50 protein-coding genes and 2 tRNA genes are annotated in these 25,943 nt (G+C 62.5%); 51 read left to right on the plus strand and 1 reads right to left on the minus strand.

The window, feature by feature from the left end; translation table 11 throughout:
- Positions 1–273 precede the first annotated feature (273 nt).
- From D6T64_RS22610 to D6T64_RS11875, 31 genes are all read left to right on the plus strand, one after another.
- A tRNA-OTHER gene (locus D6T64_RS22610) sits at positions 274–344 on the plus strand.
- A 23-nt stretch (positions 345–367) separates the two neighbouring features.
- On the plus strand, positions 368–586 hold the full coding sequence (locus D6T64_RS11775; RefSeq protein WP_119974871.1) for a hypothetical protein: 219 nt from the start codon (positions 368–370) through the stop codon (positions 584–586).
- Positions 583–750, plus strand: a complete 168-nt coding sequence (locus D6T64_RS22615) for a hypothetical protein (protein ID WP_158594867.1) — start codon at positions 583–585, stop codon at positions 748–750. The genes D6T64_RS11775 and D6T64_RS22615 overlap by 4 nt, the downstream gene beginning before the upstream one ends.
- Positions 751–1,001: 251 nt before the next feature.
- A complete protein-coding gene (locus D6T64_RS11780) occupies positions 1,002–1,310 on the plus strand; it encodes a hypothetical protein (RefSeq protein WP_119974872.1) in 309 nt (102 codons plus the stop codon).
- Positions 1,310–1,477: a hypothetical protein gene (locus tag D6T64_RS22620; RefSeq protein WP_158594868.1), complete on the plus strand. Its 168-nt coding sequence runs from the start codon at positions 1,310–1,312 to the stop codon at positions 1,475–1,477. Before D6T64_RS11780 ends, D6T64_RS22620 begins: the two co-directional genes overlap by 1 nt.
- The gene (locus D6T64_RS22625) at positions 1,477–1,647 is read left to right on the plus strand and encodes a hypothetical protein (RefSeq protein ID WP_158594869.1); all 171 of its coding nucleotides are present in this window, start codon (positions 1,477–1,479) and stop codon (positions 1,645–1,647) included. The genes D6T64_RS22620 and D6T64_RS22625 overlap by 1 nt, the downstream gene beginning before the upstream one ends.
- A 98-nt stretch (positions 1,648–1,745) precedes the next feature.
- On the plus strand, positions 1,746–2,069 hold the full coding sequence (locus D6T64_RS11785) for a hypothetical protein (protein ID WP_119974873.1): 324 nt from the start codon (positions 1,746–1,748) through the stop codon (positions 2,067–2,069).
- Positions 2,066–2,440 carry a hypothetical protein gene (locus D6T64_RS22250; protein ID WP_147364536.1) on the plus strand — a complete coding sequence of 125 codons (375 nt, stop codon included), beginning with the start codon at positions 2,066–2,068 and terminating at the stop codon, positions 2,438–2,440. The genes D6T64_RS11785 and D6T64_RS22250 overlap by 4 nt, the downstream gene beginning before the upstream one ends.
- Positions 2,437–2,856 (plus strand): hypothetical protein, encoded by a 420-nt coding sequence (locus D6T64_RS11790; protein WP_119974874.1) that lies wholly within the window; start codon positions 2,437–2,439, stop codon positions 2,854–2,856. The genes D6T64_RS22250 and D6T64_RS11790 overlap by 4 nt, the downstream gene beginning before the upstream one ends.
- Positions 2,853–3,218: a hypothetical protein gene (locus tag D6T64_RS11795; RefSeq protein WP_147364537.1), complete on the plus strand. Its 366-nt coding sequence runs from the start codon at positions 2,853–2,855 to the stop codon at positions 3,216–3,218. The genes D6T64_RS11790 and D6T64_RS11795 overlap by 4 nt, the downstream gene beginning before the upstream one ends.
- A gap of 611 nt (positions 3,219–3,829) precedes the next feature.
- Positions 3,830–4,465 (plus strand): DNA polymerase III subunit beta family protein, encoded by a 636-nt coding sequence (locus tag D6T64_RS11800; protein WP_158594870.1) that lies wholly within the window; start codon positions 3,830–3,832, stop codon positions 4,463–4,465.
- Positions 4,466–4,483: 18 nt separating this feature from the next.
- Positions 4,484–5,758: an OLD family protein gene (locus D6T64_RS11805; RefSeq protein ID WP_119974877.1), complete on the plus strand. Its 1,275-nt coding sequence runs from the start codon at positions 4,484–4,486 to the stop codon at positions 5,756–5,758.
- On the plus strand, positions 5,755–6,237 hold the full coding sequence (locus tag D6T64_RS11810) for a hypothetical protein (protein ID WP_119974878.1): 483 nt from the start codon (positions 5,755–5,757) through the stop codon (positions 6,235–6,237). Before D6T64_RS11805 ends, D6T64_RS11810 begins: the two co-directional genes overlap by 4 nt.
- An 82-nt stretch (positions 6,238–6,319) precedes the next feature.
- Positions 6,320–6,562, plus strand: a complete 243-nt coding sequence (locus D6T64_RS11815) for a hypothetical protein (RefSeq protein ID WP_119974879.1) — start codon at positions 6,320–6,322, stop codon at positions 6,560–6,562.
- The gene (locus tag D6T64_RS11820; protein ID WP_119974880.1) at positions 6,559–7,002 is read left to right on the plus strand and encodes a RusA family crossover junction endodeoxyribonuclease; all 444 of its coding nucleotides are present in this window, start codon (positions 6,559–6,561) and stop codon (positions 7,000–7,002) included. The genes D6T64_RS11815 and D6T64_RS11820 overlap by 4 nt, the downstream gene beginning before the upstream one ends.
- Entirely contained in the window at positions 6,999–7,169 is a 171-nt protein-coding gene (locus tag D6T64_RS22630; RefSeq protein ID WP_158594871.1) for a hypothetical protein, read from the plus strand. The genes D6T64_RS11820 and D6T64_RS22630 overlap by 4 nt, the downstream gene beginning before the upstream one ends.
- Positions 7,166–7,864: a hypothetical protein gene (locus D6T64_RS11825; protein WP_119974881.1), complete on the plus strand. Its 699-nt coding sequence runs from the start codon at positions 7,166–7,168 to the stop codon at positions 7,862–7,864. The genes D6T64_RS22630 and D6T64_RS11825 overlap by 4 nt, the downstream gene beginning before the upstream one ends.
- 101 nt (positions 7,865–7,965) lie before the next feature.
- Positions 7,966–8,784, plus strand: a complete 819-nt coding sequence (locus tag D6T64_RS11830; RefSeq protein ID WP_158594872.1) for a PD-(D/E)XK nuclease-like domain-containing protein — start codon at positions 7,966–7,968, stop codon at positions 8,782–8,784.
- Positions 8,781–8,939: a hypothetical protein gene (locus D6T64_RS22635; RefSeq protein ID WP_158594873.1), complete on the plus strand. Its 159-nt coding sequence runs from the start codon at positions 8,781–8,783 to the stop codon at positions 8,937–8,939. The genes D6T64_RS11830 and D6T64_RS22635 overlap by 4 nt, the downstream gene beginning before the upstream one ends.
- The gene (locus D6T64_RS11835) at positions 8,936–9,793 is read left to right on the plus strand and encodes a hypothetical protein (protein WP_119974883.1); all 858 of its coding nucleotides are present in this window, start codon (positions 8,936–8,938) and stop codon (positions 9,791–9,793) included. Before D6T64_RS22635 ends, D6T64_RS11835 begins: the two co-directional genes overlap by 4 nt.
- Positions 9,790–9,999, plus strand: a complete 210-nt coding sequence (locus tag D6T64_RS11840) for a hypothetical protein (RefSeq protein ID WP_119974884.1) — start codon at positions 9,790–9,792, stop codon at positions 9,997–9,999. The genes D6T64_RS11835 and D6T64_RS11840 overlap by 4 nt, the downstream gene beginning before the upstream one ends.
- Before the next feature lie 100 nt (positions 10,000–10,099).
- A complete protein-coding gene (locus D6T64_RS11845) occupies positions 10,100–10,615 on the plus strand; it encodes an HNH endonuclease (protein ID WP_119974885.1) in 516 nt (171 codons plus the stop codon).
- A 45-nt stretch (positions 10,616–10,660) separates the two neighbouring features.
- Positions 10,661–11,485 carry a hypothetical protein gene (locus D6T64_RS11850; protein WP_147364538.1) on the plus strand — a complete coding sequence of 275 codons (825 nt, stop codon included), beginning with the start codon at positions 10,661–10,663 and terminating at the stop codon, positions 11,483–11,485.
- 56 nt (positions 11,486–11,541) lie between these two features.
- Positions 11,542–11,925: a hypothetical protein gene (locus D6T64_RS11855; RefSeq protein ID WP_147364539.1), complete on the plus strand. Its 384-nt coding sequence runs from the start codon at positions 11,542–11,544 to the stop codon at positions 11,923–11,925.
- The gene (locus tag D6T64_RS11860; RefSeq protein WP_119974888.1) at positions 11,922–12,194 is read left to right on the plus strand and encodes a hypothetical protein; all 273 of its coding nucleotides are present in this window, start codon (positions 11,922–11,924) and stop codon (positions 12,192–12,194) included. The genes D6T64_RS11855 and D6T64_RS11860 overlap by 4 nt, the downstream gene beginning before the upstream one ends.
- A complete protein-coding gene (locus tag D6T64_RS22255; protein ID WP_147364540.1) occupies positions 12,175–12,399 on the plus strand; it encodes a hypothetical protein in 225 nt (74 codons plus the stop codon). The genes D6T64_RS11860 and D6T64_RS22255 overlap by 20 nt, the downstream gene beginning before the upstream one ends.
- Positions 12,400–12,491: 92 nt before the next feature.
- Positions 12,492–12,617, plus strand: coding sequence for a hypothetical protein (locus D6T64_RS23445; RefSeq protein WP_267900486.1), 126 nt, complete (start codon positions 12,492–12,494; stop codon positions 12,615–12,617).
- A gap of 3 nt (positions 12,618–12,620) precedes the next feature.
- Positions 12,621–13,028: a hypothetical protein gene (locus tag D6T64_RS11865; protein ID WP_119974889.1), complete on the plus strand. Its 408-nt coding sequence runs from the start codon at positions 12,621–12,623 to the stop codon at positions 13,026–13,028.
- 3 nt (positions 13,029–13,031) lie between these two features.
- Positions 13,032–13,271 carry a WhiB family transcriptional regulator gene (locus D6T64_RS23660; RefSeq protein ID WP_119974890.1) on the plus strand — a complete coding sequence of 80 codons (240 nt, stop codon included), beginning with the start codon at positions 13,032–13,034 and terminating at the stop codon, positions 13,269–13,271.
- Entirely contained in the window at positions 13,268–14,119 is an 852-nt protein-coding gene (locus D6T64_RS22260) for a hypothetical protein (protein WP_147364541.1), read from the plus strand. The genes D6T64_RS23660 and D6T64_RS22260 overlap by 4 nt, the downstream gene beginning before the upstream one ends.
- Positions 14,116–16,704 (plus strand): DNA methyltransferase, encoded by a 2,589-nt coding sequence (locus D6T64_RS11875; RefSeq protein ID WP_119974891.1) that lies wholly within the window; start codon positions 14,116–14,118, stop codon positions 16,702–16,704. Before D6T64_RS22260 ends, D6T64_RS11875 begins: the two co-directional genes overlap by 4 nt.
- Before the next feature lie 134 nt (positions 16,705–16,838).
- On the opposite strand, the gene D6T64_RS11880 is transcribed toward D6T64_RS11875, so the two are convergent.
- The gene (locus D6T64_RS11880) at positions 16,839–17,042 is read right to left on the minus strand and encodes a hypothetical protein (protein ID WP_119974892.1); all 204 of its coding nucleotides are present in this window, start codon (positions 17,040–17,042) and stop codon (positions 16,839–16,841) included.
- A gap of 168 nt (positions 17,043–17,210) precedes the next feature.
- On the opposite strand from D6T64_RS11880, the gene D6T64_RS11885 reads away from it, so the two are divergent.
- The 20 genes from D6T64_RS11885 to D6T64_RS11975 all read left to right on the plus strand — a co-directional run bounded on the left by D6T64_RS11885 (position 17,211) and on the right by D6T64_RS11975 (position 25,589).
- The gene (locus tag D6T64_RS11885; RefSeq protein ID WP_147364542.1) at positions 17,211–17,492 is read left to right on the plus strand and encodes a hypothetical protein; all 282 of its coding nucleotides are present in this window, start codon (positions 17,211–17,213) and stop codon (positions 17,490–17,492) included.
- Positions 17,489–17,689, plus strand: coding sequence for a hypothetical protein (locus tag D6T64_RS11890; RefSeq protein WP_119974894.1), 201 nt, complete (start codon positions 17,489–17,491; stop codon positions 17,687–17,689). Before D6T64_RS11885 ends, D6T64_RS11890 begins: the two co-directional genes overlap by 4 nt.
- Positions 17,686–18,099 (plus strand): DUF4326 domain-containing protein, encoded by a 414-nt coding sequence (locus tag D6T64_RS11895; protein ID WP_119974895.1) that lies wholly within the window; start codon positions 17,686–17,688, stop codon positions 18,097–18,099. Before D6T64_RS11890 ends, D6T64_RS11895 begins: the two co-directional genes overlap by 4 nt.
- A gap of 2 nt (positions 18,100–18,101) precedes the next feature.
- Complete coding sequence (locus D6T64_RS11900; RefSeq protein WP_147364543.1) at positions 18,102–18,503, plus strand: hypothetical protein; 402 nt, start codon at positions 18,102–18,104, stop codon at positions 18,501–18,503.
- On the plus strand, positions 18,493–18,762 hold the full coding sequence (locus tag D6T64_RS11905) for a hypothetical protein (protein ID WP_119974897.1): 270 nt from the start codon (positions 18,493–18,495) through the stop codon (positions 18,760–18,762). The genes D6T64_RS11900 and D6T64_RS11905 overlap by 11 nt, the downstream gene beginning before the upstream one ends.
- Positions 18,755–19,384, plus strand: coding sequence for a hypothetical protein (locus tag D6T64_RS11910; protein ID WP_119974898.1), 630 nt, complete (start codon positions 18,755–18,757; stop codon positions 19,382–19,384). The genes D6T64_RS11905 and D6T64_RS11910 overlap by 8 nt, the downstream gene beginning before the upstream one ends.
- 563 nt (positions 19,385–19,947) lie before the next feature.
- On the plus strand, positions 19,948–20,373 hold the full coding sequence (locus tag D6T64_RS11915; RefSeq protein ID WP_119974899.1) for a hypothetical protein: 426 nt from the start codon (positions 19,948–19,950) through the stop codon (positions 20,371–20,373).
- On the plus strand, positions 20,366–20,752 hold the full coding sequence (locus D6T64_RS11920) for a hypothetical protein (RefSeq protein ID WP_119974900.1): 387 nt from the start codon (positions 20,366–20,368) through the stop codon (positions 20,750–20,752). The genes D6T64_RS11915 and D6T64_RS11920 overlap by 8 nt, the downstream gene beginning before the upstream one ends.
- Positions 20,753–20,797: 45 nt before the next feature.
- Complete coding sequence (locus D6T64_RS11925; protein WP_119974901.1) at positions 20,798–21,106, plus strand: hypothetical protein; 309 nt, start codon at positions 20,798–20,800, stop codon at positions 21,104–21,106.
- A complete protein-coding gene (locus tag D6T64_RS11930; protein ID WP_119974902.1) occupies positions 21,103–21,333 on the plus strand; it encodes a hypothetical protein in 231 nt (76 codons plus the stop codon). The genes D6T64_RS11925 and D6T64_RS11930 overlap by 4 nt, the downstream gene beginning before the upstream one ends.
- Positions 21,326–21,634: a hypothetical protein gene (locus tag D6T64_RS23225; RefSeq protein WP_119974903.1), complete on the plus strand. Its 309-nt coding sequence runs from the start codon at positions 21,326–21,328 to the stop codon at positions 21,632–21,634. Before D6T64_RS11930 ends, D6T64_RS23225 begins: the two co-directional genes overlap by 8 nt.
- The gene (locus D6T64_RS11940) at positions 21,631–21,921 is read left to right on the plus strand and encodes a hypothetical protein (protein ID WP_119974904.1); all 291 of its coding nucleotides are present in this window, start codon (positions 21,631–21,633) and stop codon (positions 21,919–21,921) included. The genes D6T64_RS23225 and D6T64_RS11940 overlap by 4 nt, the downstream gene beginning before the upstream one ends.
- Entirely contained in the window at positions 21,918–22,073 is a 156-nt protein-coding gene (locus D6T64_RS22640) for a hypothetical protein (RefSeq protein ID WP_158594874.1), read from the plus strand. The genes D6T64_RS11940 and D6T64_RS22640 overlap by 4 nt, the downstream gene beginning before the upstream one ends.
- 63 nt (positions 22,074–22,136) lie before the next feature.
- Positions 22,137–22,373: a hypothetical protein gene (locus tag D6T64_RS11945; RefSeq protein WP_119974905.1), complete on the plus strand. Its 237-nt coding sequence runs from the start codon at positions 22,137–22,139 to the stop codon at positions 22,371–22,373.
- A complete protein-coding gene (locus tag D6T64_RS11950; RefSeq protein WP_119974906.1) occupies positions 22,370–23,551 on the plus strand; it encodes an RtcB family protein in 1,182 nt (393 codons plus the stop codon). The genes D6T64_RS11945 and D6T64_RS11950 overlap by 4 nt, the downstream gene beginning before the upstream one ends.
- Positions 23,552–23,553: 2 nt before the next feature.
- Entirely contained in the window at positions 23,554–23,940 is a 387-nt protein-coding gene (locus D6T64_RS11955; protein ID WP_119974907.1) for a hypothetical protein, read from the plus strand.
- Positions 23,937–24,167 carry a hypothetical protein gene (locus D6T64_RS11960; RefSeq protein ID WP_119974908.1) on the plus strand — a complete coding sequence of 77 codons (231 nt, stop codon included), beginning with the start codon at positions 23,937–23,939 and terminating at the stop codon, positions 24,165–24,167. Before D6T64_RS11955 ends, D6T64_RS11960 begins: the two co-directional genes overlap by 4 nt.
- A 35-nt stretch (positions 24,168–24,202) precedes the next feature.
- Complete coding sequence (locus tag D6T64_RS11965) at positions 24,203–24,409, plus strand: hypothetical protein (RefSeq protein WP_147364544.1); 207 nt, start codon at positions 24,203–24,205, stop codon at positions 24,407–24,409.
- On the plus strand, positions 24,406–25,128 hold the full coding sequence (locus D6T64_RS11970) for a DUF7341 domain-containing protein (RefSeq protein ID WP_119974910.1): 723 nt from the start codon (positions 24,406–24,408) through the stop codon (positions 25,126–25,128). The genes D6T64_RS11965 and D6T64_RS11970 overlap by 4 nt, the downstream gene beginning before the upstream one ends.
- 386 nt (positions 25,129–25,514) lie before the next feature.
- Positions 25,515–25,589 (plus strand) — tRNA-Met (locus D6T64_RS11975).
- Positions 25,590–25,943: the final 354 nt, after the last annotated feature.

A 25,943-nucleotide genomic window follows, 5' to 3' on the forward strand; every position in this document is an offset into this window, starting at 1 on the left:
CCTAACCACTGGCGTGCCCGAACGCCACCAGCTAGAGCATCGCACGCGCGGATTTCGCTAAGCGTGCGACCGACGGGTTTGAGAACACGAGCACGCCCAAGCCAGGGCCTGCGCCACATAGTGAGCCGGATTGAAAGCTAAGTCGCTGTAGGACCGGTTGAACGCTGAACGCCACCGCACTCGCTCACCGACCCTCTCAAGGGCAGCGAGTACGGCAACGCGCACACTCCCGGTTCGGTCCGGGGTGCGCGGCCTGTCTCACGACGGGCACATGGACGGGTAGCCCAACGGTAGAGGCGAGCTGATAAGGCACCGAAGTGCAGGTTCGAATCCTGCCCCGTCCACTCACCAACAGAAGGAGAAACACATGATCGAAGAGCACGTCTACAACGAGAACATCCGAATCGCCGCCGAGAAGCTGCGTGAAGCGGCCGACACGATTGACCCGCCCGAAGCGTCACTTACGGACAAGCTCATCGCATTCCACGCCGACCTGATCACGGGCGGCATCCCCGAAAACGTCGCGGCGACCTTGACGAGTCAGCTGCTCGCGGGCTACCTCAACGACCAGATCGAACTGGCATGAACGTCTTCGCCTGGATCGCGGTCGCGTGGCTTGCATACGTGGGCCTCGTGGCCGTCGCGAACGTGGGCAAGCCGAAGGATGTCACCACTCCCGGTGTTGCGGTCGGCGGAGTCATCGTGCAGGCAGCGGTCATCACGCTGATCGTGCTCGCCACGACCACCTAGCCCCACCCGGGGACTGGCCCGCATAACCCAGTCAGCGGCGCGTCCGTTATAGGAGTGTCCGGGTGGACAGATACACAGCAATCCCGGCGTCGCACTTAACCGCGGGATCGGTGGGGTCAGGGATCACGGCAGCAGGACGGGGCAGGACCTCGACACCGGATGGAGAGCCGCCACGAGGGTACTCCGGACCTCACCCTCATCCCCGATTCGGCGGGACAAACCCACCAAAGAATGTCACGAAAGGACATCGCATGTCAGACAAGAAGATCAGCCCCCGCAAGACCCGCAACACGGCGGCGAATCAGGCACAGCACGCGGCCAACGTGGCACTGGTCGCCGCGCTGGGCATCCCCGCAGCAACCAGCGAGCACATCAAACTGCGCCGCGACGGCAAGGGCAACAGCTACCAGGTGACGACGACGAAGCGGGTTCGTGAGTCGAAGCTGCTTCGCAAAGCAGAACGCGAGCGGCAGCGAACTGCGGAATCGATTGTCCGGGAGGTCAAGGCGCGAGCAGAAGACGCCGCGACTGAAGCCGAACTCGTTGCGACGGTGCGCTGATGCCTAGCGATGACTTTGGGCATGCGAGCATCCTGCCCTACCGCGTCCGAGTCGCTGGCAGCACGGTCGCCGCGTTCGACAACTTCGCCGATGCCGCCGCATTCGCCCAGCCGCTGGTGCGCGATCACGGAGCCGCCGAGATCGTGTTCAGCCTGACGGCGATCTGATGCCGACGAGCTTTCCCACCAGCGATGACAAGGCGATGACCGACGCCGTGAAGGCAATCGCGGCGATTGGTGCCGACGTGACGATGCAGACCACCGAGTTCAAGGGCTCAGTGGCTCGCACGGTGACGATCACCTGGATCACCCACACGACACAAGGCCGAATCCTCTAACGAAAAAGCCCACCCGCACGAACGGATGGGGCACAACACAGAAACGAGATCCAATGCCCAATCAGACTACCGGCCGGCACGATTGCATAGGCCAGCGCATGAGCACCATGTACGACGCAACCCCGCCCGCCCCGTGGCAGCTTGACCAGGACCGCGGCGAACTGCACGGCCTCGACCGTCTCGAGGCTTACGGTTCCGCCGAGTACGCGCAGCATCACCGGGCCACTTACCCGCCGATCACTCGCCGACCGGTTCAGCCCCACCAGCCGATCATCGCGATTCAGCCGGCGCCCGAGTTGCCCTCGGATCGGGTCGCCGCTCGCCGTCACCGTTCCCTGTTCAACCTGCTGACCGTCTCTTTCCTGTTCGCCGTCACTGTCGGCCTCGCCGTCCTCTTCATGGTCGGGATGGTGCGCTCATGACCGCCGTAATCCGTCACCCGCGCCCCACGCATTGTGCTGGGTGTGGCCGTCGTGCACGAGGCGGCAAGCAGCTGCTCAAGGATCACCCCGGGACCGTCGCGCTGACCTCTTCGACCGAGTGCGCACGCTGCCGGTACCGCCAGGCACACCCGGCCCGACCGGTCATAGCGGTCATCGCAGGCCCGAAGCCGAAGACGCTCGATGAGCGGCGCGCAGATCAGCGCAAGGGTCGCAAGTCCTCTACTGACGCCTTGGCTATCAGCTATCTCTTGAATCCTGCGACTCCTGAGGAATACGCCAAGGTCGCGCCGTGGACCGCACTATTCGCCAAGCCCGGGTCCGACGTCGCCGCGATGCTGGGTGCCGCATGAGTGCCGTTGACGCCAAGCACCTTTGGGAGTTCGATCACCCCTATTACTGCTCACAGGGCTGCTACTACACCAAGGGCACCGACTGGGAAGAGGTGCACCGCGACTGGGAAACATGGGCAGACTTCGCGGAATCGTGGGGCGACAGCGACGAAGACTACAACCTGCTGTTCCGCTGGGACTGGAAACGTTCAGACCCGGACCACTACGCCTTTGAGCGTACTGAAGACCCGGCGTTTGAGATGCCCGCCGACCATCTCGAACTCTTCTACATGCTTCAGCGGAAGGCCAAACCGTTCAGTCACATAATCACGGTGACCGAGACCGACGAGCCTGCCGTGCGCGAGTGGCTGACCAAGAAAGCCGAGCACATGCGCAAGGTCTGGGAGCCGCTTCTGAACGCAGGGTGCGCCGCATGAGTGCCGTTGAGGAGATCCAGGCGGCGATTGAGAAACTGACGGCAATCAGGCGTGACTCCGGTCTTGTTGTGCAGTGCTCTGATCCCGAAGACGTGTGCTTTCGAACGGATGATGACACTGACGCGGACGGCAACGGGTTCTCATTCGGCGTCATCGTGGGGATTGATGATACGGACATAGCAGAAGGCATCGTCACCCTGCACCGCACCATCGACGCGCAACTGGCGATCCTCAAAGACCTGCTAGCCGAGGCTGTGGAGGGCGATGCGACACTTGGTGGCTCGCTACAGGCAGACGACTTCATTGGGTCTACGTCGGCAGCAATGATGGCACTCGCCCGCGCAATCAACGGGGCCGCCTAATGGGCAGCATCTTGTCCACGAAGCCATGGGTAAACGAATCCACGGGGAAAGTCGGACGCGCAATTTACTGGGAGCTGACATGCGATCTATGTGGCGGATTCATATCTGCCTACATCGCTAAATCGAAATCCCTTGTCTGCCCAAATCGGGCAACAGACGAAGCCTTTCATCGATTCAACTGCGCCGGACCCGCCGAATGAGCGCCCTCGTGTACGCGACCCCTGCAGTCGGCTGGTCCTGCTATTCCTGCGGCGCTCACGGCGAACTGAGGGCCGCACAGCACCGGGCCGCGGTCGATGCTGAGGCGGCAACTCACGTGTGCCAGCCATCCGAGCCGCCGTGCTAAATCGCCCTCAACCCCTCCCAGTCGCAACTCCCGGCGATCTCGTCATGGTCTGGGGGCTGTATCCCAGCCGTGAGGAATGGGAACGCACCGGGTGGCTCATCCGCTCCGATCCCGCCTATGTGGTGATCGCCTCCCATCCCGACGACGACGGCAGAGCGGGCCACTTGAACCGTCCTGACGACTGGCTCAGAGACACATGGCGGGCCGAAAAAGTAAGCGTCATCCGCATGACCGAACGCACCGCACCTACAGAGAAGAGAAACGCATGACGAATTCATTCACCATGACCCGAGTGGATGCGAAGCGACTGGCGCAAATCGCCTTGTCGGCGGCATCCAAAGATGATGTCACCCCGGTAATTTGCGGGGCGCTCCTGACCGTATCGAATGGTGCCCTCCGCACGACATCGACCGACCGTTACCGCGTGCACACGGCGCTAATCGACATCGAGGGGAAATCCGAAGATCACGAGTTCATTATTTCCCGGTCCTCCCTCGAATGGCTGGACAAAAACGTCGGCACGTTCGGATCATTTCAGGCGCACAGGCAGCGCGTCACGATCACCACGAACCTCGATGCGCTGAACATCACGGTGCGCGCGTCCGACCTTCCCGAAGCTGAATCGGTTTCATGGAGTGGGCGCACGACGAAGGGCAACTTCCCGCCCGTTATCCGGCTGATTGAGAAGGCTAGAGAATCCGAGCCCATCTCCGCCGAAGCCTCATTCAGGCTCGAATACCTCGCCAAGGCCAAGGTGCTCTCCCATCTCGGAGACGCCCCGCTCATTCGATTCACGGTCTCCGAGAATCCGAACAAGCCCGGCCCCGTCTACTTCGCATTCTCATCGGCAGGCAAGGTCTACGCCGAAGCCATCATTCAGCCCAACCTCAACCTTTCCTAAGACAGAGAAGAGCAGCACATGACACAAACATTCAAGGCCACCAACTTCAAGCGACTTATCGGGGAGGCCACCATCACCCCGAGCGGCAATGAACTCGTGGTGCTCGCCGGGAAGAACAAGGCGGGCAAATCGAGCTTTCGGGAAGCGATGCAGTCGCTCCTGAAGTACGCGTCCAAGCTCATCCCCGACCCGATCCACGAGGGCGAGACCGAATCCCGCGCCGAGTTCATCGACACCGAGTTGGGCGTGAGACTCCTGCGGGTGTGGAAGCGCAAGGCAGACGGCACGATCACCTCGACCTTCAGCGCCTACGCCCTCGACGGCGCCAAGTACCCTTCAGCGGTCGCCCTGGTCGCCGAACTCACGGGCGGCATCCTGCTCGACCCGAGCGAGTTCGTGAACTTCGATGAAAAGAAGCAGCGGGAGGAGCTGCTGCGACAGGTTAAACTGCCGTTCGACATCGACAAGCTCGCCGCCGAACGCAAGGGCATCTTCGACGGCCGCACCGACAAGAATAATGAGGTCAAGCGACTCGCCGCGCAGCTCAAGGGATTCGCTGCCCTCGACGCGAACGTGCCGACCGAGCAGCTTTCGGCCGTGACGCTGTACGCCGAGATGGACGCGATCCGCACGAACAACGAGCACGTGGAGCAACTGCTCGGCGCGCACGAGGTCGCCGTCAACGCCCTCGAAGCCGCCACGCACGCAGGCCGCGCAGCATCCGCCGCGCTCGACAAGGCACGCGCCGACCACACGGCCGCACTCGCCGCCGAGAAAGCAGCCAGTGAGGCCAGCGCGCAGGGCCAGATCCAGTCGACGGATGCCGTCACCGCGCAACTCGCCAGTATCGATGAGACGAACGAGAAGGTGCGCGAACAGATCGCCCGCGCCGCACTCGCCGACGAACTCGACACCAGCACGGCACAGGCTGACGGGCTCACCTCGAAGCTCAACGCGATCGACAAGCGCAAGACAGACGGACTTGCCGCGGCGAAGTTCCCCGTCGAAGGCCTGAGCGTCGATGAGAACGGGATCACGGTCAACGGCCTCTCGTTCCTGTCGCTCTCGGAAAGTGAGCAGCTGTGGGTGGCGCTCCGAATCGCGACGGCTGGCAACCCGAAGCTGAAGCTGATCTTCCTGAAGAACGGCGATGCATTCGATGACGAGACCCTGGCGAAGGTTCAGGAGTACGCCGCCGAAAAGGGTTGGACGATCATCGCCGACCGGGGCCGCGACAATTCCAACGACTTCGGCATCGTGTTCGAAGAGGGCATTCTGGCGGTGTCCAAGTGACCGCCACGAGAACCTCGATCCTGCCCGCCTATATCCGTAAGGGCGACTTGATCCGCAAGGAATACACAGAGCCGTATTGTGCGACTCACGCCCTCGAATACGTGGCCGCTTGGAACGAGGACGACAGGCCACCGAGCGACAATCTCGCTCTCGCCTCATTCTTCCTGCTCTCCCGCCCGGTGTCGCCCGTGGTGCTGCCGACTGTGCCGGGGATTTACGTGGACAAGGATGGCTGCCCGTGGGTACTGCATAGGGAGATCCCGAACATGCCGCAGCACTGGACTGAGGACAGGGAATTCATGGCAGATTCGGAAGCCCTGTATCTCGCCCCCTTTACCCGCCTGCGCCCCGAGTCCGACGTCGCCGCCGAGGTTTTCAGCACCCTGAGTGCCGAGTTCGCTTGGCTCTTTGGCGATGACGCACTCGGAACCCGCAAGATCCGCTTCGAAGAACTCGCCGCAAAGTGGGCCACCAAGTGACCCTCCGCGTATCCGACACCATCCCAGCGCTGGTGTTCCTCGCGCCCCCTGCACCCCGCAAGAACGACGAGACGGAGACCGAATGACTGACCCGCTTCACGAAGCCCGCGACCAGATCGAAACGGTCAAGGGGATGAGCGACTACATCACGACAGCCGACAGACTCGCGATCGCACAGGCACTCGCCACGATCGCAGTTGCCGAGGCTGCACGGGATCAAGTCGCCGCGACAACCGGTATGGCAGAAAACGTCGGCCGGCTGGGTGACCTGCTCGCCATGATCGTCAGCAATGAAGCAGTCATCAGAACCGAGAGTGCCTCGTGACGCTCGGCAGCATGGAGGGGATGGGGGCGGCGACTTATGCGGTCGACGCCGGCGAAGTGCTCATGCGCTTCACGATCCCCGGCAACCCGCGCCCGAAGGAACGCCCACGGCAGGGCAAGGGTCGCACCTACACGCCCGCAGGGACCGTGATCGCCGAACAGTCCGTGCTTGCCGCTTTCGACGCCGCATATCCCAACTGGGAGCCGGTCGCGAAGGTAATCAAGCTCGACCTGAAAGCAAGCTTCTACCGCGACTCACACCGACTCGTGGACGTGGACAACCTCGCCAAGCTCATCCAGGACGCGCTCAACAAAAGAGCGTTCGTGGATGACTCGCAGGTGTTCGACCTGCACGGGCACAAGTGGTTCACGACGAAAGACCGCGCACGTACTGAGGTCGTAATCACCCGCGTGGACAGCGACCGGATCGAGGCCGCGTGAACGTCGGCACCCGCGTCAAGTTCACCAACCACATGCCCAACCGGCCCGGCGCTGAATACGACGGGCAACAGGCAACCATCACCATCGGCAACCACGGCGAGTACGTCATCCGTTTCGATGACGGCAAGTCGATCTATGCCATGCACAGAGAACTGGAGCCCGCGTGATCATACTCGGTCGGTGGGCTCCTCTGGGCGGCACGTTCAAGATCGGCGTGCCGAGTCCTGGCGACCTCATCGCAATCAACTTCCGCACCCTGAGGCACAAGGCGTGGAGGGTCGCAGAGGTCTCTCCGCACGAAGACAATCGGGCCCGCGTCATCTTGCGGCCCAATGGCCCCACGTTCGACTACGCGCAGTACAACGTGCTGATGGATATGGGCAAGCACGCCACCTACTACGAACTCACCGATCATTACCCGGTGTGCGTGAAGTGTGGCGACCTGTGCCCCTGCTCTGATCAGTGGTCGGAGTCGCAAGCAGCGGGCGAAATGAAGCGGGCAGAGCGCTACGAAGTCGCCGGCGTCTGCCCTGCCTGCCAGCAGCCGGTGTCATCCCGGCAAAAACACATCACGTTCGACCTGAACGTGGTCAGCCCGATCGGCCCGCCCGTCACATTCCACATGAAGAACAGTTGCTGGCGCTCAGCGATCGACTACGACAAAGCGGTGGCGAAAGCGACGGACACCAAGCCGAAACTCTCGTGCACCGGGCATCTCATCCAGCACCACGACGACAGCTATTCGTGCTCAGAGATGGTCGAGTGCCCGGGATCTGAAATGAGCCACGGCCACTACGCGCGCTGCTACGTGTCCGGCATTGCGTGCAATCACCTCCCATGCATCGAAAGGAACAACCGATGACTCCAAACCCCACCCAAGAAGCACCCACTACCCCCGCTGAGATTGACTTGCAGCGGGGGTTCGCAATTGGCGGCGACTCAGGGCCCCGAATCGTCTACGACATGCCCGAGACGCCGTACCACGCACACCCGGCGCTGTCATCGACTCAGGCGCGACTACTGCTCGACTCGCCCGCCAGATTCCACTACTCGAAGACCCATCCGCAAGGGCACAAGGATGCTTTCGATCTCGGCACGGCGGTGCACACGAAAGTGCTGGGGGTCGGCAGTCAGGCAATCGCCTACCCCGACGAGCATCTGACCCCTTCGGGCATGGTGTCATCGAAGGCCGCAACGATCGAATGGGTCGCCGAGCAGCGCGCGAACGGGCTCATCGTCCTCAGCGCCGACAAGCTCGCCGAGGTGAACGCGATGAGCGAGGCGGTTCTCGCGCATCCCACGGCAAAGATCCTGTTCGAGCAGGACGGCAATTCCGAAGCGTCGATCTTCGCCACGGACCCGGAGACGGGCGTGGAGTTGCGCGCCCGGTTCGACTTCCTGCCGAACCTCGCGAACAACCACCCGATCGCGGTCGACCTCAAGACGACGGGCAAGTCGGCATCCCGTGAAGGGTTCGAGAAGTCGGTCGCATCGTTCGGCTACGACGTGCAGCAGGGTCACTACCTGCCGACGCTCGAGCTTGTGGTCGGACGCGAACTGCCCATGGTGTTCGTCGTCGTGGAGACCGCCGCGCCTCACCTGGTCGCAGTGCACCAACTCGACCAGCTCTGGCACGAGATGGGCATGACGAAGGCCCGCAAGGCTCGCGAAATATTCGCCGAGTGCACCGCGAATAACGAATGGCCCGGATACCCAACGGGCGTTGAACTCATCTCGCCGCCGACGTGGGCGGTCTACCAGCACGAGGAGAAATACGCATGAGAAGTGAGAAGGAAATCCGCGACGCGATCGAGGCACTGGAGGGCGACCGGCAGGCGCTCCTCGACTTGCCGGATGACGCGTTGCATGCACGCCGAATGATCAGCGTGACGAGCCGAATTGATGAACTCAAATGGACACTTGGAGACAAAGAATGAGCGACATCGCCCTACCCAACCAGTCCCGCCCCGCATCCCAGGGAACGGTCATCGAGCAGACACGAGCCGCCGCGGAAGTCGCAGCAGCGGTCAGTGTGGCCCGGAACTTCCCGCGGGCCGCCACTGCTGCCACGGAGCAGATGCGAGAGCTGTGCAGCCGCCTGAGCGTCGCGAATCGTGCTTTCTACGAGGTGCCGAACCGTGGCGCTGGTATGTCGGTGCACATCGCCCGCGAACTCGCCCGAATCTGGGGCAACCTCGACTACGGAGTTCGCGAACTGGGCCGCGACGACGCAAGCGGCATGTCCGAAATGCAGGTGTGGGCGTGGGACGTGGAAGCCAACGTCAGATCCACCCGCTCATTTTTGCAGCCACACGCAAAGTCGCTCAAAGGTGGCAAGCGTCAGGCACTCACCGATCTGAACGACATCTACCTGAACAACCAGAACACCGGCGCTCGCGCGGTCCGGGAGTGCCTGTTCACGGTCCTCCCCGGCTGGTTCATGGCCGACGCCGAAGCGATCCTCCGCAAGACGTTGGAGCACGGCGACGGCAAGCCGATCGAGGAGCGCCGCGCCGACGTGATCAACGCGTTCGTAGGGCTGAATGTCAGCCAGAAGAAACTCGAGACCCGGCTACGCGCCCCGCTCGCGAAATGGTCACCGAGTCACATCGCTGAGCTTGGCCGGGTGTACCAGTCGATCACTCAGGACGGCATCCCCGCCCGCGAATTCTTCCCCGAGGAAGCGGTCGCGGTCATGGCCGCTCCGGCCGTGGCTGAACCATCCGAGTCGCCCGCCGACCCCATGCAGCGCACCCCGGAGGAGCAGGCCGAAGACGCGGTGGCCTCATGAAGCCGCTGAATGAGGTGGTCAGCAACGTCCGTATCAGCTGGAACGGTGGCCGCAACGGCTGGCATTCGTTCTTGATCGGGGCGGCAATCATCCCGCATCGTGACTATTCGGCTGGGAAGCGGCTCGACACGACGCTCCACCTGTACTTGGGCCTGTGGGTGCTCGCTGCAACCGTGAAAACCAAGTACGGCAGGAAAGTCGCATGACCGCCCCCACGATCACAGTCGACCCCGCAACCCTCACCCCGCACGAGGCTGTCAACCTCGCGTCGAAGCTGCTGCAATTCGCGACGCAGGCGAGAGTGACGTGAGGCGCCGAACCATCCTCCCGAAGTCCCCGAAGACCGCCCCGAAGACGTTCACCAATACGGCCCGCGCAAAGCTGCACCGTCGGCAGGGCGCTATGTGCCCGTGGTGCGGTCACGGCCTCGACATCGAAGACATGCACGCCCATCACCGGCTGCTCCGAGGCCAGGGCGGTACCTGGGATCTCGCGAACATCGTCGGGCTTCACGCGGCGTGTCATGACCTGCAGCCGGGGTCGGTGCATCAGGAGCCGGCGAAGGCGTACCGGCTGGGATTCATGATCCGCACGAAGCTGCTCACGCCCGCACAGATACCGATCTACTCGGCGGCAACTGCGGGATGGCTGCTCGCTGACGGCGACCTCTATCAGGACGCGCTGCGGGCCGAAGCTGCCGAACTGATCGCGCTGGCGGGGGTGGCGCCGCGATTGACCGCGCCGCCCTACTCGCCCACATCAAGAAACGCGCGGACGCTCAGGGCTCACTGCCCGCGGCTGCCGTGCTCGACGCGCTCGTGACGGCCATCGTCCGGGGCGACTTCGACAAATCGAAAGGAGGTGAAAGTGGCAAAAACACGGATGCTCAAGCACGACCTGAGAACGTCCGAGAAGGTCGCATCATGGCCGATTGAGATCAGGTTCTTCTGGGTGCTGCTCTGGGGCTACGTAGACGACCACGGCAAGGGAAAGGACAATCCGCTACTCGTCAAGGCCGACTGTTTCCCACTGAACCCCGAGATCACGGCGGAGGTCGTGGACGGGTGGCTGTGGCGACTATCGGCCGAGGATGTCGTGGCGCGATATTCGGCAGGCGGCACGGATTATCTGGCCGTCGTCAACTGGAAAGAGCACCAGAAACCACCGCATCCGACCAAGGATATTCTGCCCGGTCTCAACGATCCAGACTCCACCCGGAGAGAGCTTCATGCACCATGCATGAAGGATGCAGGAAAGGTTCATGCATCACTCACCCATGGGTTGGGTTTAACTGGGTCTGGGTTTGGGTCTGGGTTTGAGCAGGAGTCATCACCTGCGGCGATGGTGAGAGTGAAGCTGAGGCTGTCGGAAATCTTCGATGACGCCTACTCGCACTGGCCGAAGAAGACCGAGCGCAAAGCCGCTTTCGAGAAGTTCGAGACTGCCTCGAAGCGGATGCCACCCGACGAGCTCGCAGCGCACATCATGCGATTCGGTGACGCCTACCTCGCGACCACGGAGAAGAAATACACCCCGGCGCTCGGGGTCTGGATCGGTCATGAGCGATGGACCGACGAACTACCGACGCGCGCCGAGCCTGACCGCAAGCCGACCCGCAGCGACGAGAACCTGGCATACGTCCAGAGCCTCTACCGCGACGACCAACCCGGCCAGATGGAGATCGAACAATGATGACGAAAAAGGAGATCGGCCACCTGCTGCTTCTGGCGAGTGGCCTAGATCGGTTCGTGATCGTCAATGACGTGACCACGGATGCGTGGCTGCGGGCATTGCAGGATGTCGACGTGAACCTCGAGCAGGCCAAACAGGCTTGCGTGAATCACTACACCGGCCCGGATGCTGGTCGCCAGTTCACCGTGGCGCATGTCGTCGCGCTGGTCACGGTCGACAACCGCTCGAACCTGAACGCGATCGAGGCCGACGTGAGATCGGCCAAGGCGCGCGGGCTCATCGAGAAGTCATGGCCGAGCCGCAACCTGCTGCCGCCTGACATCCGTGACGCGCTGTTCACGCTGCGGGAGTTCGAGCGGCGGGCGGCGACTGACCGGCTGGCACTCGATGAGGGCGACGGGGTGCCGGCTGATGTCGGGACCGTGGGGAGGTCGTTGTGACCGACACCCTGGCGAACTTCCTGGACAACGTGACCCGGGCCAGCGCGGAGGCCGAGCGTTTCCCGCCCCTGGATGTCGTCCGCCGTGAGCGGTTCTCGGGCGCCGATCATCGGGCGATGCTCGCGGTCCACGATCTGGAAACTGCGAAGTTCGCGGTGGCTTTGCGCCGGTCGTGGGTGGCTGCGGGCCCAACTTCTGCGGTCATGGCATCCCGTCGGGCTGCCCACGGAATCAACGAGAAAGGAAACCATGACCGCCAGAGTGCTTGAAACCAAGAACGGCCTGAACGAGATCGGCTGCAACGACTGCCCGGAGTTCGCGGATGTCGCGCGGGGCCAGTCGTCAACGATCGACGCATGTCGCCATCACGACCGCTGTTTCCACCCGCAGATCGGCAATGCGAAGGGCGGGCCGAAGACTCGGAGTCTCACGGATGCGGGCTGGCTGGCCTCAGTACGCCCGCCAGCCGCGTAGCAGCACAAAAGCACACGAGTGCCCGCCCTGACAATTTGAGCGCGTCAGTCGGGCGCACAGCGATTCACAACGAACAAGAAACGAGCACCTAAATGGCCGCCGACTACACCCCCAAGCTCGGAACGATCCTGATTCCCGGCACCCCCGAGTACGACGCCGCAGTCGCAAAAATCCAGGCTGCCGCGAACACGATCACCAACAACGAAAAGAGCATCTAGATCATGGCAATCATCAAGATTCAGGGCACCGTCGGCAGCATCTTTCAGGACGGCAAGTGCGTGAAGCTCATCGAGAAATCGACCAGCGGTGACAAGGAATACACGAGCCGGTACACGGCGTGGTTCGACCAGTCGCCGGGGCTGTCCGAGGGCGATCACGTCAACGTCTCCGGCTTCTTTTCTGTCAAGCAGGGCAAGCCGTGGCAGGACCGCGACGGTAACGAACGCCAGTCCATCGACGTGAACGTGAACAAGGCGCGAGTCGACACGGGCAAGGGTGAGGAATCGCAGCAGAACACGCAGCAGAGCACGCAGCAGTCGCCGCCCGCGGATGACCCGTGGCCCGCGACTCAGCCCGCATCGAGCCCCGCGACTGAGCCCGACTGGATCTCCCAGTCCACGCCTTTCTAGCCCATGACCACCGAATGGCGTTCCAAAGCCAACTGTCTCGGCACCGACCCGGAGCTGTTCTTCCCGACCGACAGTCGGGCTGAGAATCGCCTGGAAGTCGCCGACATCTGCGGCAACTGCACCGTTTCGGCCGAGTGTCGGGGATTCGCAGACCAGAGTCAGCCGACCCGCGCTCACGGAATCTGGGGCGGGTTGAGCGTGGAGGAAAGAAAGCGATTGAGAGAGACGAAAGGGACAGCATGACCATCACCAGCTATGACGATTTCCTGAGAGAGAAAGTCAACTTCGATAAGTCGTTCGGGTTCGAGATCGACCGCGACGAGATCGTTCAGGTATCAACTAGCGATTCAGTTAACTGCCTGATCGGCGATAGAATTAGAGCGACCCCAAACCGAGTGCTTCAACACTCGCCGGGGCCTAACCCTGAATCAATTCGACTTGATTGGAGGGCTACCGTGAATGGTACCCGAAACGACATCCCCGCCCCTCGATTAAACAACAGTGGGCGGCAGAAGAACCCTCTCGATTCCGACCGCTACGGGCGGTTGGCCGTTGTGGAATCCGTTGTGGGCGGCTGGCTTTGCAAGTGTGATTGCGGGAGCGCCGTGATCGTCACGGGATGGCGACTCCAGAACGGCAAAGTCGTCTCGTGCGGATGCTTTCATCGCGAGCGTCAGCATGAAACAGCCCGGACCCACGGCATGAAAAACACGCAGGTCTACACCGCCTGGATCAACATGCGCCAGCGGTGCTCGAATCAGAACAGGCCAGATTGGGCCAACTATGGCGGGCGCGGCATTCGAGTATGCACGGCTTGGCAAGATTCGTTCGAAGCCTTCCTGGCCGACATGGGCGAGCCCAAAACGGGTGAGTCAATCGACCGTATCGACGCCAATGGGAACTACGAGCTGGGCAACTGCCGATGGGCAACGGCTACCCAGCAATCCCGAAATAAGCGGTCAAATCGGATGCTCACAATCAACGGTGAGGCACGAACGCTAGTCGAGTGGTGTGAGCTGCGCGACGTTCCATATTTTACGGCACATGCCCGACTAAGGCGCGGCGCGACAGCAGAAGAGGCCATCGCATGAAGTCCATCGACTATGAAGACTTCCTCAGGGAGAAAGTCAATTTTGATCGATCGTTCGGGTTCGAAATCACGGAGTCCGAGATGAACCCGATCCTCTTTCCGCATCAGAAAATGATCGTTCAGTGGGCCGTAAAGGGCGGCCGGCGTGCGATCTTTGCAGCATTCGGCCTGGGCAAGTCGTTCATGCAGATCGAGACGCTGCGGCTGATCACGAAGCACAAGGGCGGCCGGGCCCTGATCGTCGCGCCCCTCGGGATGCGGCACGAGTTCATCGGTGACGGCGCCAAGCTCGGCGTTGACGTGACGTTCATCAAGACGGCGGCGTTCGGACTGCCTGAGACGGGCATGTTTGTCACCAACTACGAGAGCGTGCGTGACGGCAAGATCGACCCGAACCTGTTCACGGCGACCAGCCTGGACGAGGCTAGCGTGCTGCGCGACTACGGGAGCAAGACGTTTCAGACGTTCCTGCAGCTGTTCAAGGACATCGCGTTTCGGTTCGTGGCTACGGCGACCCCGAGCCCAAACCGGTTCAAGGAGCTGTCGCACTACGCGGCCTACCTCGGCATCATGGACTCGGGGCAGATCCTCACCCGGTTCTTCCAACGCGATTCATCTTCGGCCGGCAACCTGACCCTGCACCCGCACAAGGAGCGCGAGTTCTGGCTTTGGCTGAACACCTGGGCGTGCTTCATCCAGAAGCCCAGCGACCTCGGCTACTCGGATGACGGTTACGAGCTGCCCGAGCTCGACGTGCGATTCCACCGTGTCGAGATCAAGGGCGGCGAGGTGCGCATGGACGGCGACGGGCAGGCGGTTCTGTTCGCGAACGGCGCGCTGGGACTATCGGGAGCCGCGACCGAGAAGCGAAACAGTCTCTCGGCGCGGATCGAGAAGCTGGCCGAGCTGGTCGACGAATCGCCGGATGATCATTTCGTGCTCTGGCACACGTTGGAGGATGAGCGCCGCGCGATCAAGAAAGCCGTTCCCGAGGCCGTCGAAGTGTTCGGCGCGCTGGACTTGGACGAGCGTGAAGAGCGGGTCGTGAAGTTCTCGAACGGTGAGTCGCGGATACTCGCGACGAAGCCGAGTCTTTCCGGGTCGGGGTCGAACTTCCAGCGTCATTGCCACCGGGCCATTTACGCCGGGATCGACTTCAAGTTCAACGACTTCATTCAGTCGGTCCACCGCTTGCACCGATTCCTACAGAAGGAGCAGGTGCGCATCGATGTGATCCTGGCCGAGTCCGAAGAGTCTGTGATCGAGATCCTGCTGGCCAAGTGGGAGCAGCACAAAAAGCTGACCTCGAGCATGAGTGACATTCTGCGGGAGTTCGGCCTGGACGCTGGCGCGATCTCGCAGGCGCTCACCCGCTCGATGGGTGTTGAACGTGTTGAGGTCGCCGGCGAGGGCTGGCAGTTCGCGCTGAACGATTGCGTTCTCGAGACTCGGGACCACATGGAGACCGATTCGGTGGACATGATCCTGTCAAGCATCCCGTTCGGCACCCAGTATGAGTACTCGCCCAGCTACAACGACTTCGGTCACACGGATGACAACCTCCATTTCTGGGAACAGATGGACTACCTGACGCCGAATCTGCTGCGGGTGCTCAAGCCGGGCCGAGTCGCCGCCATCCACGTGAAGGACCGCATCCTGTTCGGCAACGTCATGGGCACCGGCAACCCGACCGTAGAGCCGTTCCACGCGGAGACGCTGGCCCACTTCCGCAAGCACGGGTTCGACTACCTGGGCATGCACACCATCGTTACCGACGTGGTGCGCGAGAACAACCAGACCTACCGCCTCGGCTACACGAAGATGCGCGCTGACGCATCAAGTATGGGCATGGGGATGCCGGAATACGTGCTGCTGTTCCGCAAGCCGCAGACGGACCGGTCGAAGGGCTGGGGCGACGTGCGGGTGACGAAGGACATTTACGATCCGACGAAGCCGGTGAGCTGGGAGGATGACGAGCCTGAGGCTGAGACGCCGCCGAACAACCCGGTCGATGGGTACTCGCTGGCACGCTGGCAGATCGACGCGCACGCGTTCTGGCGCTCGTCGGGTGACCGGCACCTCACCCCTGAGGAGCTGTCGCAGCTCAAGCCTGAGGACATGTCGCGGCTGTTCACGGCGCAGACGGCCAATAGCGTCTATGACTACGAGAGCCACGTCAAGACCGGCGAGCTGCTGGCCGGTCGAAAGCGGCTGCCGTCGACGTTCATGTCACTCGCCCCGGCGTCCTGGCATCCCGATGTGTGGCACGACGTCAACCGCATGCTCACCCTGAACGGTGAGCAGTCGCGGCGAAACCTCGTCATGCACACGTGCCCGCTGCAGTTCGACATCGTGGACAGGCTCATCACCGAGAAGAGCAACCCGGGCGATCTGATCTACGACCCGTTCGGCGGGCTGGGAACGGTCCCGCTGCGGGCGCTCAAGCTTGGGCGTCGCGGCCGTGCTGCCGAGCTGAACCCGGTCAGCTACTACGACGGAGTGAAGTACCTCGAAGCCGAATCGGCCGAACAGGACATGCCGACGTTGTTCGACCTGATCGACCTTGCTCAAGATGATGCCGCATGACTATTTCGGGTAGCGACGCAGAAACCGCAGGATGGCGTCTGTCACGGTCTCACCGCGTCTCTCCGCTTCCGCTTGCGCAGCTTTCCAAACGTCATCTGGAACTCGCACGGAGCGGGGCGGGGTGTGCGATGTCTTCATGCGAGCTCCAATTCCGCGAGGCGATCGGAGAACCACATGCTGATGGCGTCGTGCATGTCGGTTCCCCAGTGCTTGTCAATCTGGAATTCGGCGGCGCGCACGAGCTCGGCGCTTTCAGCTCGGTTATAGGCGCGGTTCATGAGGGGATCTTCGCCGAGTGCGCGGGCTATTCGGTTGAGGGTGTTTGTGATTTTCGACATGCCTCAACCCTAGTGCGCGTAAATACACGTGTCAATACACGGGGAACGCTATTTGACCTGATCGACATCGAGGCGGAGTCAGAGACTGTAGCCGTCTAACCCACCCCCGCTATTCACCCTGTAGCGCGCACTACCCAGGCACCTATCGACCGGTAGGGGCCGTTTTTTATGCCCGGCGCCATGAACGAGAGAGACGAAATGACGAATACGAAACACGAAACGACCGACTACGAAACCATCTACAACGATGCCCGCAAGGCTGAGCGAGTCAAGCACACCGCGGACTGGTGGACAGATGAAACTCTGACCGCTGCCGGTCTCGCTGCTGTAGTGACGTCAGCGAAACGGGAGGCGCTGGCCGATCTCCTCGTGCAGTTCCCGTCTCATGGGCTGCTCGGATTCAAGGCGCTTATCGAGAAGCGACTCAGTGAAATCGAGGCCACCCAGTGAGCCGCATCCGCACCACGAAGCAGGCCCGCGAGTGCCGCCGACTCGCCAAGCATGACGCCGTGAAGCGTGAATGGCTCGCCCTGATCGCTGACCAGGTTCCCGATCAGCTGGCTTTCTGGGCGACCAAAGACGAGGGCTTCGAGCCCGCTCAGGCATTCCTCACCAAGCGGGCAGAGATGAAGCGGGGCGAGTCGTGACCCCGAAGCGGGTCCAGCGCCTGCGGTCGAAGGGCTGGCAGAAACCGGCAGGGGCGGTCTACGTCGGCCGCCCTGGCAAGTGGGGCAACCCGTTCGCCGCGAAGATCAAGGCCGACCACCACGGCCCGGGCGGTGAGGCGGGGCAGGCCACGATGACCCGCCAGATGCTCGTGGATGAGTTCCGCGAGTGGCTAATGACGCCCACGACGATCTGGAAGAACCGGCCCGAGTCCGCGTGTGGTGACACCGCTCGCACGTCGCTGATGGGCGTGCCATTCGCCGGCCGTCCGACCATCTCAGAGATTCGGGCCGCACTCGCCGGGAAAGACCTCATGTGCTGGTGCCCGATAGGTCAGCCGTGCCATGCCGATGTCCTACTCGAAATAGCGGCGGGACGGGGCAACTCGTGAGGGTGCATCGCCTGGTAATCGACTCGTGGCCCACCCCGGACGGGAAGCCGTTCAAGGATCAGCCCGAGGAAGTGTGGCAGGCGGCGGTCGAGCACTACTGCGGTGGCGGTGAGGGTGCGTGGCCGTCATGGCTGCCGGAGTCGCTCGACATCACGGAGTGGATGCCAGACGAGGGCGACTACGGAACTCAACTCCCCGAGAAAACGGGTGATCCGATCGGCGAATACAGCGAGCTGGTCATGGTTGTTCCGCGCGCACCCCGCCGAAAGTTCTATTTCGTGGAGTCGGCGGCCCAGAAGGTGCTGGCAGACCTTGCGGAGTGGGGCGTCGTGGGGCACATCGAAACATCCAATCCGGTCGAGTGGCCGACAGACGAGAGAGAGCAGGAACCCAATGAGCACTGAGCAACGAGACAAGGACCTGACCGAGCGTCGTGCCGTGCGTTATCCGAACCGCTGCAACCCGAACACCGAGTTCACGCTCGGGTGGGATGCCGGTCACGCGGCGATCGACAGTACCGACCCGGAACGGTTGCGGGCGGTGCGCATGATCCACCAGAAGGAGCAGTTCGGCGACTGCGTTGAGGATGGCGAGCGGTTCCCGTGCAAGACGATTCAGGTGCTCGATTGGGTGCCCGCAGAGAAGGTGATGGGCGATGAGTGAAGCACTGAACGAAGCGGTCAAGGCGTACGACGACCCGATGCGCGCGAGCGGCACCAACATCGGGTACCGGGCGCTGAAGGTCGAAGGGTTCGAGGCGGGCTGGGATGCGGCGGCAACTCACAAAGATTCCTTGTCGGTTGGCGAGACGCGCATGAATTCCGGCGCGAGCATCAAAGATTCGGTGCAGCGAATCTCGATCGATCTACTGGCGATCGCGGAGGCTCAGGCGGTCAAGGCCGTTGACCTGTTGGCGACTGCGGTGGCCGAGGTCGCCCGCCTGACCAATGAGAGCGACCAGCGGCGGGTGAGGGTGCGGGAGCTGCTGCTGGAACGTGATCATCTCGTGCGGTCGCTGCAAGCGGTCAACGCGGTGGTGGCGGCGAGCGTGCTGGATGGTGTCGTGTCGGTGCTCGCAACCGACCGCGCTGAGGGGTCGACGTTCGAGCGCATCTTTGGCCCTGCCGAAGCTGACCGGGCGTCGCGGCACATTGAGGGCTGGCTGAAAAAGCGGGCCGACGAGTACCGAGCGCAAACCCGTGAATCCGCCGCGCAGTCCCTGGCCCTCAAGGCTCAGAGCGACTTCTACGCCGCGAACCCGATGGACGAGGGGGTGGGCGAGTAATGCCGAGCGTCAAGATCGTTCGCACGCGTACTTCCGGGAGGTGCGATCGGGAGTTTTTTCACCCCAACGTGATCAGCCCCGGCGACCGCATTCGAGTCACCACGTACTTCAAGAGCGACGAGGAGGTGCGCCACTTCGGCGTGGCCCCGTTCACGCGTTCGCGCACCTGTAAATGGTGTCTCGAAGAGGACGAAGCGCGAGAGGCGGCGCGCGCAGCACCGCAGACCGGGCCGCACGCGCCGTGCTGCTCATCGCACGGTGTGGACATGGACTGCGAGACGTACCGGCGCACTCATTTTGTCGAGACGGGCCCGTGCTGCCACGAATCGGCTACCCCTGAGTCGCCCGCAACATCAGGGGGCGAGTCGTGAGCGCGGTAACTGGGCAGTGTCCCGTAACGCACCCGAACATCGACGGCGGCGCGGCATGTCGTTACCTAGCTGGACACGAAGACGTGGGCATTCCGCACACCACCCAGAGCGGGACGTGGTGGCACGAATGGGACCTCGCAAAGCCCCAGTCACCACCTCCCACCCCAACCCCCACGAAGGAGACGAGCACTGATGACGATTCTTGAGAAAGTCGACGGCGTTGATTGGCTCATGGGCCTCGACGACGGCAGCACGATGTACGCGTTCACTGGGGTCGGACACTCGGATGCAGACCTGATCGAGACGGTGCGTGCGCTGGAAGATGACGACGACCTGCACGGCATGTTTTTGGACGTGACCGAGGGCACCTGGGGATGGTCGCCGCGATTCAAGCACTGCTCAAACCACGATGACGGCTGGGGCTGCGACAACGAAGGCGAGTGGCACCGGCACTACAGCGTCAACTACGGCCATGACCCCGTTACCGGTGTCACCGTGCGCAACTTCGAGCCGATGCGCGCAGGAGAGCGACCGGGCGAGCGGGTTATTCCGATCCCGGCACCACCAACCCACACAACGGCCGCAACGGTCGCAAACGAAGGAAGCGGCAATGGCTGAACACGGCATTACGACCAAAGACGAGATGGTGCGCGAGCGTCCCGGCACCGTGGCGACTTGCACGTGCGGGTGGCGCAGTGCGTGGGGTGTCCAAGACGGATCGGCGGAGTCCGACGCGCACGATCACCAGATGCAGCACGACCCGGAGGCCCGCGCCCGGCACGAAAAACGCATGGCGGAGTGGCGAGCCGAGAACGCCGCACGGATCGCAGCGCGGGCGACGGTGATTCAACCCAAGGCGACCGAGCACTATCACGGCTGCTCCTGCCATCTCAGCGCACCGTGCGGAGCCTGCGAGAACTGCAAGCACCCGGCTGGCGACTTCGCCGACGAATGCCCGAACGACTGCCAGGACTGCGACACCGAGCATGACTACTAACCCCACCCACACAACGGCCGTAGAGGCCAGAGACGAGCAGGACGCATGAGCAAGAAGCAAATCTGGTTGAGCGTCGAAACCGAGTTCATCGGCGCGACCGGCTGCAACACCGTCCGCGAAATGGCCGAGCTGGCCCACGCGGACACCGACGTGATGGATGCCCTCGAATTCGAGTACCCGACCCCGACCGTGGACGACGTGGAGAGCCGCCTGTTCGGGATGGGCGTGACCGGGACAATGATCGCGGCGGCCCGGGTACGGCAGGAAAAGTGGGACATGGCGCACACGTGGTCGTGCAACCTGGACGACAAACCCGGGCGCGGCTACTGCAAGGTACTGGGGGTGTCGCTGTGAGCAACACGGAACTGATCGCAAGATTGCGCTCTCACAGTGACTGGGAGGATAACGGCGAGCTGCTCCACGAAGCCGCCGACGCCGTCGAATTCGCCAACAAGGCGCTTGACGAGATCAACGACCGCATCACCGACGAGGCCTACGAAAACCCCAGTTCAGCACTCGAGAGTATCCAGACGACGCTCGAAGAGACTGGCCGCGAGATTCGGACCGGCGACGATGAGTAACCGGGCGGAACTGATCGCAGAGGGTCGCCGCATCGCGGCCCTCTGTCCCAAATCGGATGCTAGCCGGGCGTTCACCGGACTCTGTGACGCCCTCGAAGCCGCTGAGTCGCCGACCACTGTTGAGTGGGGGGTGCGGATCACGACAGTGGGCCACGACACCTTGCATGCATCCAAGGAGTCAGCCGAGGCCGACGTGGAGTTCTGGAAAAACCGGATCGAGCCTGATCCGAATGCGACAAAGTTTCCCAGAGCACTCATCATGAGAATCGCGGCAACCGAATGGGAAGTGGTCGCGTCATGACCACCGCACGGGATGAGCTGCGAGGCGTCGTCGGCAACGTCCTGGTCAACGCGAGCAACTTCCCCGCGAAGGCCGCCCCTCATCTTCTCGGCCGGGACATGGGGCCACTGATCGACAAGACGGCCGACGAGCTGATTCTGGCGGGCTACGTCAAGCCCACCGGCACCACGACCGTATCCCAGCAGTGCGATTTCGGCGGCGTTGCTGGATGGGGACCGTGCCAAAAGGTCGACTGCACGAACCCGCGCCGCACGGTCACGACGACGATCATGACGGAGACACGGTGAGCGCCCGCGACGACCTCGCTGAGATGGTCGACCCGCACGCTTTCGACAAGGACGCGTGGGTCGATAAGGACGAGAACCAGCGGCAGCGGCGGATGGCACGTGCTGGCATCAGGGCTGACGTGATCATCGCGGCGGGCTGGTCTCGTGGGTAGGGCGGTCGGTGCATGGCTGACCATCGCCGTGATCCTGCTCGCTGCGTCCCTGCTGGTGCTCACGTGAAGGCAATCGAGGGCCCGCCGCAGTCGCCACCCCCGCAGATCAAGCTCACCGCCCTAGTAGGTGGCGGGTATGAGATCCGCATTCACGAGGCCGACCTTGCCGAACTGGGCAGGGCCGGTCTTGAAGCTCAAGTCGCCGCGCTGGGATTCAGTCCCGGCGACTTGGGTGCAGGAGAGTATTTCCCGTTTAGGCAGCGCTGGGTGATCCCGGTGCGGAAAAGTGAGACCGAATGACCGTCAACCGCATCAACAAGAAGCTCTACAACTGGGCATCCATCCTCGAAGACAACACCCGCGAGCAGGCCGAGCGCGCATCCACAATGCCGTTCATCTTCCCGCACCTGGCGCTCATGCCGGACGCTCACCTCGGCAAGGGCGCGACCGTCGGCAGCGTGATCCCAACGCTCGGCGCCATCATCCCCGCGGCCGTCGGCGTGGACATCGGATGCGGCATGATCGCCGTGCGCACCCAGTTCACCGCGGACGACATCAAGGCGAGCGCGCTGCCTTTGAGCGACCTGCGCGAGAACGTGGAACGCTCGGTTCCGTTGTCGGCCGGGAAGTACAACGGCAGCGTCACGGATTCAGCGAAGCGGCGCATCTTCGACCTCGAGGTGCTGGCCAACCGTGCCGGGTTCAATCCTGCCGACCGTTCACCAAACTGGCACATGCAGCTCGGCTCGCTCGGATCCGGGAACCACTTCATCGAAGTCTCACTCGATGAGGAAGACCGGGTATGGCTGTTCCTCCACTCCGGGTCTCGTGGGGTCGGCAACAAGATCGCCCAGGCGCACATCAAGGTCGCTCAGGCCTACTGCGCGAAGAACTGGATCGTGCTCCCCGACCCGGATCTCGCCTACCTCGTGGAGGGCACGCCGGAGTTCGACCGCTACATTGCTGAATTGAAATGGGCTCAGGAGTTCGCACTGCTCAACCGTGAGGAGATGATGGACCGCCTGATGGACCAGTTCGAGCGGTGGATCGGCGGCGAAATTGTCGAGTCGGAGCGTGTCAACTGCCACCACAACTACACGACCCGCGAGCGCCACTACGGCAAGGACGTCTATCTGTCCCGCAAGGGCGCGATCGACGCAGGCAAGGGCACGGCAGGACTGGTGCCCGGATCGATGGGCACCCGCAGCTACGTGGTCGAGGGCAAGGGCAACGCGCTCTCGCTGAACTCGTCACCCCATGGAGCCGGCCGCGAGTACTCCCGCTCTGCCGCACGCAAGACGTTCACCCGTGAGCAGTTGGATGCGGCCATGGAGGGCATCGAGTGGCGGCACACTGATGCGTTCCTCGACGAGATCCCCGGTGCCTACAAGGACATCGACGTCGTGATGGAAGACGCCCAAGACCTTGTGGAAATCAAGCACACTCTCCGACAGATCCTGAACGTGAAAGGCGACTGAGAATGAATAGCAAATTTCACACCGTAACGGTGATCACGAAGCTGGACGATGAGGAAACGGAAGACGAACGCCGCGTGGTCGACACGGTGACATTTGCCTGTACTGCACCGGCCGACGCTGAGTGCCGCAGCTACCCCAACTGCGACTGCGAATGGTTCAACTGGAACGATGCAAGAACTCACGATGGAGAAGGCCACGCTCGTGTCAGTGGCCGTGAGTGCTCTCTTCAGGGGTGGTTTGACAACGGAAACGCGGTCTATGAGGGCGACGACTCCGACGACATGCGCGACGACTACGTTCCCGCGATCGATCGAACCGGGCACATCACAACTTCATGGATGGACGAATGGCCGCAATGGGAATGGGCCACTGAGGAGGTCGCAGCATGAGCGCCGTGATCGCTGTCATCGTCGGCAGCTTGGCCATGCTCGGGCTAATTGTCTGGGTCGTGCTGGTGATGTGGGCCGCCACGGACGGGAGTCTCGATGCCAAATTCGGGAATCGCGACAACGACGGATATGTCGGGATTCGCCGTGCGTTCTACGAGATCGGATTCAAGCGTGCCAGTGATCGGGAATCGCTGGTCAAAGAGCGCAACGAACGGCGGCGCGCATGAGTCGCCACAAGGACCAGCCCGAGGACGTAGCATCTGTGACCGTGCAGACCTCAAGGAAACCCCTGGTCGACGTCCTCGACGTGCAGCTGTGGGTTTCGATGCTCGGCGGAATGTACATGGTGATCGGGTTGCAGATGATCGCGCCCATCCCGCCGTTGATGCCGCTCTGCTGGATGGCGATTGCTGTCGGTATTCAGGTCGGGTCGAATCTGATTGCACGGAAACGCAAGGGGAAGAAATGACCGAACCGAAAACCTTCAACGTCCTGATCAGCGAACTGACTCAGGACCACCCGGTGATCCTCGAACGGGACGCCGGCACAGCGGTTGCGACCGTCCCCGGTCTGCTGGAGCAGTTGCGCGCGGCGATCTTCTCCGGTGGCGAGGGTGGCGGTGCGATCGGTGGCGGCCCGAAGTTGCCGATGGATGCTGCGGCCGTCGACCTGCTCGAAGAAATCACGGACCAGGCAACCGCCGTACTCGCTGCCAGAACGAACACGCCGACCCCATACGGCACGGCTGAGCATTACGTGAGGCTGTGGGCCGGGCAGACCGACGACCTGACCGCGTACGTCCTCGAGGTGAAGGCGACGAACCTCGACCGGGTACCTGCCGTGTACCTCGAACGGCGCGAATACTCAGCGGTGCAGCTCGCCGCGGAATGGGTACGCCGTATCGAGGACTTCTTCAACCCGGCCAAGACGCGCGAGATCCCGAACGCCTGCCCTGAGTGTGGCGAGCGGTACGTGCTGCGCGTGGTCGACGGCGAAGAGAAGCGATCCTCGACGCTCAAGATCACCCTGGATCGGGAGACGGGCCGGTCTGTTGGGGCGAAATGTGGGGCGTGCAAGTTCTTGTGGTTGCCCGAGGAGTTCGTGGAACTCGCGGCCCGGTTGGGGTATTCGGCGGCCGACGATGGGGCCGAGGATGTTGGGGTTGAAGTGGAGGCAAAAAGCGGCTAGTCTGAGCGTGCTGGCCAGAACTCTAACAGAGACTCGCTGGCATTTTTCGATTCAGGCCGTCACGTCCCCCCACGTGGCGGCCTTTTTCGTTCCCTTTTCGGTCCACCCCCGACACTCACCAGCCTCATCATGGGCATCTGCGGGCGAGTCGCGGCCGAATCACTCTTGCAGGGCTACATGCCCGTCATGCCGGTTAGCTCACCGTGTGCAGGTAGAACGAGCTGGCGGCGACTGCCGTAGTCGCCGCCTCCAATCACTTGCCACTCAAACCCAACCGGAATGAGCCGTTCACCGCTGCTCGGCGGTGGCAAGGCAGCGAGCATAAACAGTCGACGTAAGGCTGGCTCACACGTACTGGTTGTCCCGCAGACGCATACGGGGCTCATTGTGGAATAGAGAAGTTCGGTCATCTCATGGGTTTCATACGCCTAAGATCGCGGGTTCAAATCCCGCCTCCGCAACGACACCGCAAGGTGCTATCGAGGGAAGCCCATCCCGCATCGCGAACCGGGCCTGCAGCATCTACGGATGCCGCCTTGCCAGTGCCGGGGTGTCCTACGGGATGCCCTGGCAACTGTGCGAAGACATATGGCGTGGATGGTTCAGATAGTGCTGACAATGCATGGTCGGCATGATGATTCAGTGAAGTTCAATTCTTCACGACGCCTCGCAGTTCTTGAGCGGCATAGCTCAAGGTAATGGGTTCCTTATGCCGGGACCAGAGCCGGGACAGATCGGCAAACCTCTCCCCTTGGCCCCGCCGCCAATCATTGTCATTCGAGCGGGGAAACAGGCTGACGAACCACCGTCTGCTC

It is taken from the genome of Cryobacterium melibiosiphilum (genome assembly GCF_003602235.1).
Taxonomy (GTDB): Bacteria; Actinomycetota; Actinomycetes; order Actinomycetales; family Microbacteriaceae; genus Cryobacterium; species Cryobacterium melibiosiphilum.